The organism is Mucilaginibacter sp. P4_G9 (assembly GCF_056400985.1).
The window spans coordinates 1-9,677 of sequence record NZ_JBFUKF010000198.1 but is presented as its reverse complement, the minus strand read 5'-3'; the positions used below and the strand labels follow the sequence as shown (position 1 = coordinate 9,677).

Here is a 9,677-nt window from a genome sequence, read left to right as displayed (position 1 = left end):
AAAAGGCAGGTCCAGGCTTTTACGGTCATGGGCTTCACTTTCATATTCACGGTTGGAACCGATACATAAAATAGCAACATCACTGTTTTTTGCAAGCGCTACCGCCTCGTCAATCAGTTTTTGATCGGGCTGGTCATAGCCACGGTTTTGTTCATCACTATTGCTTGCCAGGTAGTTTGCTTTATAGCCCTGGGCAAAGCTGATACTGGCTGTTTTACCGAACCTTGATTTTATACCTGCCAACGCGGTAACCTCATATTTAGCTTTTACACCGGCACCATAACCGCCTAAAGCAAATGTGCGGATGGCATTATCGCCAATGACGGCAATGCTTTTAATGTTAGCTGCTTTTAAAGGCAATAAATGGTTGTCGTTTTTTAGCAGAACGATAGATTCTGAGGCGATATCATAGGCGGCTTTGGCATGCGCCGGTGTAGCGATAGACCCTGCAGGATGATTAGTACTCATGGAGGTATGGTACATCACCCACAAAATCCTGCGCACTTTATCGTCAATTGTTTTTACCGGGACCCGGCCTTCCTTAACAGCTTTAAGTAACGGCTGGGCAAAATACCACTGATCATACGGCCCGCTTGAGCCCATTTCTATATCCAGCCCGTTGTTGGCCGCTGCAACGGTATGGTGCGTCCCGGACCAATCTGACATGACCACTCCTTTAAAGCCCCACTCGTTTTTTAGTACTTTATTTAATAAATAGTCATTCTCGGAACACCAATAGCCATTCAGCTTATTGTAGGCCGACATAATGGTGTAGGCATTGCCTTGCTGTATAGCTGCTTTAAACGCCGGGAAATAAATTTCGCGCAAAGCCCTTTCATCAACTATGGTGTTTACACTATCGCGGTTAAGCTCCTGGTTATTTGCCGCAAAATGTTTTATACAGGCCGCTACATGCTGGCTTTGAATTCCTTTTACAGACTGAACCGCCAGCAGGCTGTTTAAATAAGGGTCTTCCGAATAATATTCATAGGTACGACCGCAAAGGGGCATCCGGCAGATATTGAATGCCGGTGCAAGCATTATATCCTTTTTACGGGCATTGGCTTCCTCGCCAATGACTACGCCATACCGTTTGGCCATTATGGGGTTCCAGGTGGCTGCAATTGCCGAGCCATTTGGTAAAAATGTAGCAGAATCGGTTGTCCAGTTAGCCGATGCCCAATCAAAACGTTTTATTTCTTCGCGTACGCCTAAGGGGCCATCATCGCAGGTTAGCTCCGGGATACCTAAACGGCTTACGCCTGCCGAAGAAAACAGCGCGTTGCCATGTAGCATGTCTATTTTTTCTTCCAGCGTCATTTTGCTGACGATGCTGTTGATCTTCGCTTTGAGAACAGCCTCACTTTTGTTTTGTGCCGAAACGCCGCCGGCTACGAAAAATGCCATAAAACAGGCAAGGGTATATTTCATGATTTTTTTGTGTGTAATGTTATTTATCGGCTGCTGTAATTTGAACAACAGCTGCTTTTAAACCTGGCGAAGTTGCTTTTAATATTATCTGGCCTGGCTGCCCGGTCGATTGTACAATAACCTGGGCGCTCCCGTTAAATAGCTTTCTTTTATAAGGTGCAGCCGGATAAAGCAGCTGTATTAAGCCGGGATCGGTATTAACGGTCGACCAGATATTCGCCTTGAGCAATGGCGTAGCCACAATAGCTATGGTATTAATGCCCGGGTGCAGTAATGAGGCATCCAGTTTAAATTCGGAGCTTTGATCACTCTCCTTAATCTCTTTAGCTATCTGCTTACCGTTAATATAAATGCTTTGCACTTTGCCAATATTTTTACTGAAAAATGTAGCGGTAGCAGCTGCAGCATCAGCGGGAATGGAAAAGCCAGCCCTATAAACCAAAGCTTTTACTTTTTGCCCAAAATTATCATCCCGCACATCTTTAAATGCAGTTTGCCAGCCGCTATCATCATAATCTGCCGCTACTTCGGCCTTTACATTTAAATCGTCAACAAATTTTTCTTTTAAATTGCCAATACTTACCAGGTTAACCCGCTCTACATATTGATCGGGTTCAAGCGAAGTTTGATTTCCGTTGCCTACGCCTATAATTTTACCTGGGCCCTCAATTGAAAAACCAACCTCATTTTCGGCCGTTGGCGCGCCCAAAGCGTTTTTATCAGCAGCCTGTACGGCAATTATGGCAATATCCTTTCCATCGGCTTTTATTGCCGCCCTATCAGCCTGTAATTTAATTTGAGCAGGCGCTAAAGTAGTTTTAACAATATCGCTACCTGCTTTTGCACCTTTTTTGTAGCCTATGGCTTCCAACGTTCCCGGTTGATACCTTACCTGCCATTCCAGGTGTCCGTTTGGTTCCATAATTTTTTTACCGAGACTTTTTTTATTCAGAAAAAGTTCAACTTCGTCACAATTACTATAAGCGCATACCCTTATTTCCTGGCCTTCTTTACCCGGCCAGTTCCAGTGTGGCAGCAGGTGTACTACGGTTTGATCCGTCCACCATGATTTTAAATAATAATAATCGTCTTTAGGAAAGCCACAGGCATCAACCATACCAAAATAGGATACTACCGAAGGCCATCCAAACGGTGTAGGCTCGCCGCGGTAATCAAAACCCGTCCATATGAACATACCCGCCAGGTAAGGCCGCGCCGCATAATGTTWCCAGCCTTGCTCCAGGCTATAAAAAAAGTCGTTTTGCTTTCTGTCGTATGCAACAAGTTGCTGCTTACCCATATCATCCTCATAAATTCCTCGTGAGGCCACGGTCGATCCTTCCTCGGTACCCCAGCTAAACTGGTTGGGAGACTTTTTATGTTGTTCGTCGGTATTTTTAGTTGCTACATAATTATAGCCCAGCACGTCTATTACTGTTGATATTCCATTGCCAATGCCGCCACTTATGGCAGCAGTGATATAGCGGCTCGAATCAATAGATTTGGCAAAGGCCTGCATAGTAGCGGCTATACGCGCCCCGGTAATATTACCTTCAATGCCCCACTCTTCGTTCCCTATTGACCAACTGATGATGCTGGGATGGTTTCTATCGCGCAGGATCATCCTTTTCAGGTCATTTAGCTCTGTAGATGCTACGCCCATTAAGCGATTTTCATCTATAACCAGCATACCCAACTTATCGCAGGCATCCAGCAATTCGGGCGTTGGCGGATGATGTGAACAGCGATAGGCATTGCAACCCATACCTTTTAAAGTACGGATCCGAAACTCCTGTAAAGCATCGGGCATGGCAGCACCTACACCGGCATGATCCTGATGATTATTGGTTCCCTTTATTTTAACGTGTTTGCCATTCAGAAAAAAACCTTCGTTGGCATCAAACCTGATGGTGCGAATTCCAAATGTTGTTGTATAACTGTCAGTAACAGCGCCATTCTCTTCAACGGTGGTAAGCAACCGGTGCAGGAAGGGGGTTTCTATCGACCATAGCTTAGGATTAGTTACAGGTAAAACGCTTTTAACATCCTGCGATGTAAAAGGTTTCAAAGTAAGCACTGTCGTTTTGCCGGTAGCAAGCGTTTTGCCATCGGCGTCAACAATAGTTTGCGTTACGCTGAAGCTCCTTGCTTTTTTATCGCTATTAATAATCGTGGCCGTTGCAGTAATATCGGCAATATTGTTTTTCACCTGGGTTGTAACACATGTTCCGTTGGAAGCAATATGCAGCTGGTTGGTTTTATTGAGCCAAACATGCCGGTAAATACCGGCGCCTTCATAAAACCAGCCTTCTTCCATCGTTGCATCAGCCCGTACTGCTATAACATTATTACCATCATAGTTTAAATATTCAGAAATATCGTACTCAAAGCTATTATACCCGCTGGGCTCGGTACCCAGGTAATGTCCGTTGACCCAAACTACGCTGTTACGAAAAACACCGTCGAAGGCTAAGGATATATGCTTACCCAGATCGGTAGCCGGAACGACAAAAGTTTTACGATACCAGCCCACGCTGGCATCAGGAAAGTTCCGGCCTATCGCCTTCGATCCGTGACTTACGCTAGCTTTAGGACTAAAAGGCTGTTCAACCGCCCAGTCATGCGGCAGGTTAATTTTACGCCAGCCCCTATCATCAAATCCCGGCGATGCAGCGCCGTCGCCATAGCCGGTTTTAGCGAAATAAGAAAACCCTCCTGTTCCGTTATAATAATCCTTTGCCGGATCGTAGGGATGCCCTAATGCAAAGCGCCAGTCATTATCAATACACACGTGTTCGCGTTTTGATGCGGCCACCGAAGGCTGCTGCGCATAGGTGGCTGTTTTTACCGTTGCCAGTAACAGGATACAAAAGATCCCTTTTTTTATATATTTATTTTTCATTGTCAATTAAGATGTATTGGCAAGGCCGATAATCCGAAATGTTGTATAAAAATGCCGGGCCTTTTGTTAAAGGCCACAGGCATTCATTTATTTACCGCCTGCGTTAAGGGCCACTATCGTACGCTGATCTTTTACTGTATAATTTCGTCTGTCTAAAGCACCGCCTGTATCCCAAAAAAATGGCAGCATGCCGTTGGCTTTGGCTTGTTTTGTAACATAAGTAAGCCAATAATCCACGGCATCGTTGTGCGTTGCCAGGTCTAAAGGAACATGTGCTGTATTGTCGCGCCTGTAGGTTCCGTATTCGCCCAACAGGACAGGAATGCCTTTGTCGGCGAATTTTGTCTTCATCTTGCTGAAAGTAGCATCTACATCACTCTCTTCGCCAAAGGTGGCGTTACGGCCTGGTTCTATAGTAGAATGGTGCCCTGCTCCCCAATAGTAAAACATTTTGCCCCAGTCTGCGTCCTCGTTCATTAAACAAAATTGAAATGGAGAATAATAATGCACCTCGACCATCATCCGCGCCGCCGCCTGATCCTGGGGAAGAGTACTCATCAGATTATTGGTTTTGTCAATATCTGTTGACGGGCCCTGTACCACTAATACCCGGTAACTGTTCTTGCCGCCGGTAGACCGTACCGCATTGATAAACGTTTGATGATAAGATAGTAAAACCTCCATCCCTGTAGCATCTGATGCAGGAGGTTCGTTGGCGCTGGCAAACATCAGGTGTTCGTCAAAATCGCGCATAGTTGTCGCAATTTGCTCCCAAAACGCTTTTTGCCTGGCATTAACCGAATCCTGTTTTACGGTGTTAATATTGTTATCCAACCAGCCGCCATCCCAATGTATGTTGAGTAAAACATACATGTCATTTTTTACGCAATATCCCACTACTTCTTTTACTCGGTTAAGCCAGTTGGGGTCTATTTGCGCAGTTGCCTGGTTACTTAAATGTCCCCAGTTCCAGGCACATGGAAGGCGAATGGCGTTAAAGCCCTGCTGTTTCACGAATTTTACATAATCCTCCGTAATTAAGGGATTGCCCCAACCCGTTTCACCCGGAGCCTCCAGGGTATTACCGATATTCCACCCTAACTTCATTTTAGCGGCGAGTTGAACAGCGTTGCTGCTCATCCCCGTTGCATCAGGAGCTTTTGGCGAAGTATTATAAGTGGGGTAGATGCTGGATGTTTGGGACACCGTTATCCTTCTTGACTGACCATTGGAAGAATTTATGACTAAAACACCGGAGCGTGTTAAACCTGTACTATTTTGTGACAGCGTTGTTAGATGAATGACACTGCTGCCGCTGCCGCCAGATGTAGTGTTTAATTGCAGCCAGGCCGAAGCAGGGTTACTGATGTTCCATGTAGCATTACCTGTAACAGATAAATCCTGAGTCCCGCCTTCAGGCGTAAAAATTATGGCAGTCTGGTTTGTTGTTAGCTCGGGCGGTGCACTACTTGCCTTTTTACACGAGAAAAAAGATATAATGGTAATTGGTATTAATAATTTAAAAAAAAACTGTTTTTTCATTTTTTACAATGCTTAGTATTTAAATTTTTGCTGATCAATTTCTACAAAATGTTTTTACCACCTCCCGCGACGATCTCATTAATGGACTTTTACCACGTTATTATTCCTATCCAATACCCCTAACCGCATCCTTAAAAAAGATTTAACAGCATTGGTCAATTGTCAGTAAAATTACTCTCGCATTTTTTAAGCGAAACTTATTGCCCGGCCTTCATCGTTATGTGTTTTTTTAAAATCTTTAACTGTCGGCTGCCTTATCGGCATGATCCCGGATGTTGAAAAACAGTATTGTTGTGGTGTAAAAAAATGCCGGGGCCTCTCAGTAAAGGCCCCAGGCATCCACTTATAAACAACTAAAACTCTCTCTTATTTAATTTTCAAACTTCTGATCTGTCGCAAAACTTAGCGTATTTTTAAAGTTTAGCCCGCCAGAAAACGGTACTGTCTAATCTGTTCACAGCACCGCTGTTCCAGTAAAAGCTTTAATGCAACATTACTGTTTATATCCTGCTTTAATGGCATCCATCATACACTGATCAAGCACCTTACCAGGCTCCCTAAAGAAAGGCTTAACGGTTTCACCGAATCGGCAGTAACAGCCCGTTTTGATCGAACATCTACTTATAAATTGCATCAATAAACCAGCAACCGGAATTAATAAATGAATTTCCATTCATCAAACAAAAAACCCTCTCCTTTAAATACAAAATAGATATTCCCTACTCCTTTAGCTATGTTCAGTTCTATTTTCTTTGAGAGCGTAGTCCATTCCTTCTCATCACATGTAAGGGAAACAACAGCCGGGCCTTTAAGATTATTTACATAAACATCAATTTTACCTTTTCCTTTCACCCGGGCTTCGAATTTGGCAGGGACCTGTTTGCTAAAATCGGCTCCCCGTACCATGAGGCATTGTTTATCTATGGTTCCTTTGGCAACCATATTACCCTCACTACCACCATCTTCGAACTGAATTTTCCCCGAAGTGCCCGCGGTGGTTTCTGCTTGCTGAACAACGAATGGGTTTAATAGGTTAAGTTGTGAGGGGCCTTTAAAAGTTGCGCTGACCATGGGGAAAGTCACATCACTCCCTTCATCTACCTGTATTGGTTCGATACCCGCATTACGAAAACCACCCTTGGTGTTAAAATAATCCTGTAAATACATGGCATGGTAAGCAAGATAATATTTCTCTTTAAACTTGAACACGTGAGTGTGATTGTTTGTCATAGGTCCCACGTTAACGTCACCAGTATTCTTAAAGTAATTATCGCGATACTTCCAACTATCCGGATTTAAGGGTGTTTTACTCGTCATATAAGATATGTTGCATGCGGTTGGTTTAGCAATATTGCTATAAGGCCATACAGTGCGTTCATCCCAACTCGTACAATAGCTATAAACCCAGGTTCCATTGATAAAGTTAAGGTCGCTGGCCTCATTAAAATAAGGAGCGGGTATCTTAGAAATATTGCTGGCCAAACTGATCATATCTGCTCCTAATTTGACAATCCTGGCATTATCCGGCATATATTTTGTTTTGGGCGTTCCGGCTCCAAAAACCAGCCAGCCTGTACCCTGGCCGTCAATCACAACTCCGGGATCGAATGGAGCACCGACATCCACACCGGGGACAGAGCGGTCGACTATGTTCTTTCCTAATGGGTCTTTCCAGGGGCCAACGGGAGAGGTGGAAGTAAGCACGGCTGAGCCACCACCGCCATTGGAGTAATACAAATAGAAGTGTGTTTTGCCGTCTGCTTCCAGTCTGGCTGTAATGGAAGGCGCCCAGGAATTCTGACTCCATGGTGCCAGCTTTGCTGTATTTATGAGGCCATGATAAGTCCAGTTGACCATATCATCGGAAGACATCATGACCAGTGTACGGATATGCTCGTATGAATTTTTCCCATCCTTTCCTACATGCTCATATTGTTCATGATCATTCGTGGCGTACACATAAATTCTTCCGTTGTATTCTACAGCTGTCGGGTCGGCCGTAAACATAAAATCTAATAAAGGGTTCGCATTATTGGTGAGAAGTTTCGGCGAAACTCTTGCGAATTTTGCTTCCAGTTTTTCATTAACCACTTTCGGTTTATCCGCATTAGCCTGAGCTTCTACATCTTTTTTATATCCCAAAAAAGAGATAGCAAGGACCGTACTAAACAACACTTTTTTTCTAAACATGCTTTTTTCACTTTACCTAAAAAACGAATACTCGTTAAGGGTAATTTCAATTGATTAATTATTCTTTAAGCTAAGTAACAAAGAGGTTAACCTTTCCCGGAGACTGGCGAACGCTTAACCAATCTCAGGGAAGGGAATAACCTTATGCTATAATTGACACTATACTTTTACTTATATCCTAATTTAATGGCATCATACATACGCTGGTCCTTTATCACATTATTAGATCTGTCTAAAGTAAAACCTATCTCCCACCAGAATGGCAGAAGTCCATTCGCTTTAGCCGTTTTGGTCGCAAAAATTGCCCAGTCATCCACAGACTTGTTATGCTTATCCATATCCTTAGGAAGATACTGGCTTTTGGTGACGGCGGGAGTCCTCCTCCATGATGCATATTCACCCAGCACCACAGGGATACCTTGATCAACAAACTTTTTCATCTTTCCGAATTCAGCAATGATCGCATCCTCTTCTCCAAAGGTGGCGTTACGGTCCGGCTCAATAGTAGAATGATTCCCGGCCCCCCAGTAATAAACCATTTTGCCCCAACTTACATCTCCATCGTTTAGTAAGTTAAATGTGGAAGGCGTGTAGCTATGTACCTCAAGCATCAAACGGTTAGGTACCGGATCGTGAGGCATAGTAGTCATCAGGTCAGAAGTTTTATAACTGTCAGTACTGGGTCCCTGCACAACCAGCACCCGGTTACTGTTCCTGCCCCCGGTAGAGCGAACTGCTTTGATGAATGTTTCATGATAACCATTGAGGATGGTCATCTGTTCCGCAGTACTAACCGCAGGTTCATTTGCGCCGGCAAATATAAGGTGCTCATCAAAATCACGCATGGTTGTAGCAATTTGCTCCCAAATCGCCTTTTGCATCGCATTAACGGAATCTTTCTTTAACGCGTTGACATTATTTTCCAGCCAGCCGGCATCCCCGTGAGCATTCAGTATCACATACACATTATTAGCCACACACCATCCAACCACTTCTTTCACCCGCGCAAGCCATGCAGGATCAATTTTTGCCTTGCTACGGTCGCTTAAATGAGCCCAAACCCAACTACAGGGAATCCGTACAGAATTGAAACCTAAACTTTTTACATATTTCACATACGATTCGGTGATTTTACTACTCACCCAAACACCTTCGTCTGGGTATGATTCCATGGTATTGCCAAAATTTATTCCCATTCCCGTACGCATTTTTGCTGCCAGTTGCACGGCATTACTGCTCATTCCAGTCATGTCTGGCGCTATGGGCGATGTATTATAGCCTGGATATAAGTTGGGGGCCTGGGTAACCGTCACCCTTCTTGCCTGGCCGTTGGAACAATTTATAAATAAAACACCAGAGCGGCTTGCCCCTGTACCATTTTCCGATAATGTTGTTAACTGAATAACAGTGCTGCCGCTTTTGCCTGTTGTTGTATTTATTTGCAACCACGAATAAGCAGGATTGCTGATGCTCCRATCGGCATTAGCTGAAACGGATAGGTCCTGGGTCCCCCCGTCACCCGTAAAAGTTATGGTGGGTACGCTAACTGTTAGTTGCGGGTCCGGATTCTTCGTTTTTTTACAGGAGAATAAAGATATAACTGTAATAAGAG

At 44.1% G+C, this 9,677-nt stretch carries 5 protein-coding genes; all 5 read right to left on the bottom strand.

Going from position 1 to position 9,677, the window contains the following annotated elements:
* On the bottom strand, positions 1 to 1,431 hold a 1,431-nt coding region (locus AC1DPZ_RS16495), incomplete at its 3' end, for a glycoside hydrolase family 3 protein (RefSeq protein WP_477405326.1).
* A gap of 19 nt (positions 1,432 to 1,450) precedes the next feature.
* Positions 1,451 to 4,333, bottom strand: coding sequence for a beta-galactosidase GalA (gene galA / locus AC1DPZ_RS16490; protein WP_477405324.1), 2,883 nt, complete (start codon positions 4,331 to 4,333; stop codon positions 1,451 to 1,453).
* 87 nt (positions 4,334 to 4,420) lie between these two features.
* Complete coding sequence (locus AC1DPZ_RS16485; protein ID WP_477405322.1) at positions 4,421 to 5,875, bottom strand: cellulase family glycosylhydrolase; 1,455 nt, start codon at positions 5,873 to 5,875, stop codon at positions 4,421 to 4,423.
* 654 nt (positions 5,876 to 6,529) lie between these two features.
* Positions 6,530 to 8,065, bottom strand: coding sequence for a glycoside hydrolase family 43 protein (locus AC1DPZ_RS16480; RefSeq protein ID WP_477405320.1), 1,536 nt, complete (start codon positions 8,063 to 8,065; stop codon positions 6,530 to 6,532).
* Between the two features lie 167 nt (positions 8,066 to 8,232).
* A partial coding sequence (locus AC1DPZ_RS16475) for a cellulase family glycosylhydrolase (RefSeq protein ID WP_477405318.1) occupies positions 8,233 to 9,677 on the bottom strand: 1,445 nt, incomplete at its 5' end.

Coding starts and splice junctions, on each gene's coding strand:
- AC1DPZ_RS16485 (WP_477405322.1), bottom strand. CDS start 5,875: ATGAAAAAACAGTTTTTTTTTAAATTATTAATACCAATTACCATTATA.
- AC1DPZ_RS16480 (WP_477405320.1), bottom strand. CDS start 8,065: ATGTTTAGAAAAAAAGTGTTGTTTAGTACGGTCCTTGCTATCTCTTTT.